The 1,488-nt window shown below is 74.0% G+C and carries 2 protein-coding genes; both read right to left on the bottom strand.

Annotated features, from left to right (window positions below; all coding sequences use genetic code 11):
• A partial coding sequence (locus HG543_RS53590) for a hypothetical protein (protein ID WP_169352667.1) occupies positions 1-371 on the bottom strand: 371 nt, incomplete at its 3' end.
• 210 nt (positions 372-581) lie between these two features.
• Positions 582-1,488: aldo/keto reductase (locus tag HG543_RS53585; protein WP_169352666.1), on the bottom strand; the 907-nt coding region annotated here is incomplete at its 5' end.

Below are 1,488 nucleotides of genomic sequence, written 5' to 3'. Positions count from 1 at the left end.
GACTGGCGGGGCGGGTCCGCGCGGGTGTCGGGAAGGGCGACGTCGGCCAGGCCCAGCTTGCGCACGGCGGCGCGGGCGGCGGCGGCCACGCGCAGGTCCGGGTCCTTCACGCGGTGGCGGAGCTGGCTGGCGGCCGGAGCGCTCGCGAAGAGCAGGGGGATGAGGCGCACGGCCTGGAGCCGCTCGCGCGGGTCCACGCTCTTGAGGCGGCGGGAGACGGGCTCCAGCCAGGCGCGGCTCACGTAGAAGCGGGCCACCTCGTACTCGGCCAGGCCCTGGTGGTGCTGCAGCAGCTCGACGACGCGGTCGAAGTTCGCCTCGGGGTCGGCCGTCAGGGGTTTCAGCTCGAGGAGGAGGCCAACGAGGTCCATTCCAGTGCTCCCACCGAGGAGGGACTGCGTGCTCCTGGGACCGCCGCCACCTGCACTGCAAGAGACGGGCGTAGGTCGGGAAGCCCGCCAGGCGGACCACGCACCGGCTCTCGTTCTTCAATGGGTGTCATGAGCAGCCGCGACGTGACATCGCGGACGGAAGGCTGGCTGCATGCGGCCCCAGGAGCGGGACGAAGCTCACCACATCCTTCACCGGGAAGGAAGGTCGCCCGCGTCGCGAGGGCCCTCCTCTTCTTCCAAGAGAGCGAGCAGGGCGTCACGCGGGCCACCCGGAGCGCGGCGGACGAGCGTGTCGAGCTGTCGGCTCCGGGCGCGCACCCGCTCGCCGTGGGCGCGCATGGCGGGCAGGGCGTCCGGCTCCAGGTACGGGCGGGAGAGCACGTCCAGGTTCTGGAGCAGCTCGCGGCGGCTGCGCGGGGCGGTGAGGGTGGCGCTGACGCCCGGCTGGGACAGGGAGTAGCGGTAGCAGTCCACGGCGGACGGCAGGGGCGCGTCGGGCGGAGCGCCGGGAGCGGGCTGGAGGAGACGGCCGTAGCAGGTGGCGGTGAAGGTGAGCACGCCGGTGCCCCGGGCGGCGGCCTCGGGGAGGAACGCGGCTTCCGCGCCCGGATGCGCGGCGCTGTGGCGGGTCATCACCACGGGCCAGGGGTGCTGGGAAAGCGCGTCGCGGGCGACGTCTCTCAGGTGGGTGGAGAAGCCGAAGGCGCGGACCTTGCCCTCGGCGCGCAGCTGCTCCAGGGCGGCGAAGTCCTCGGCGTTGAGGCGCTCGGGGGAGCGGACCCAGAAGAGGAGGAAGACGTCGAGCCACGAGGTGCGCAGCCGGCGCAGCGCGGTGTCCACGTCGCGGCGGAGGGCGGCGGCGCCGGAGTGGTAGGTGCCGGCGACGATGACGAGCCCCTCGCGGAGGTTGCGGCCGCTGCGCAGGAACTGGGTGAGCGCGGTGTAGCGCGGCTCCCAGAAGAAGGTGTTGAGGCCGGCCTCGCGCGCTTCGAAGAAGGGCTGGGGGGAGGCGAGGTTCGCGCCAGAGAGGACGAGCGGGGAGACCTGGAGGCCGGTGTTGCCCAGGGGGCGCGAGGAGGCGCGCGGGGGCGCGGTG

Source organism: Pyxidicoccus fallax (assembly GCF_012933655.1).
Lineage (GTDB): Bacteria > Myxococcota > Myxococcia > Myxococcales > Myxococcaceae > Myxococcus > Myxococcus fallax.
This window is presented reverse-complemented; position numbering and strand designations above follow the sequence as displayed.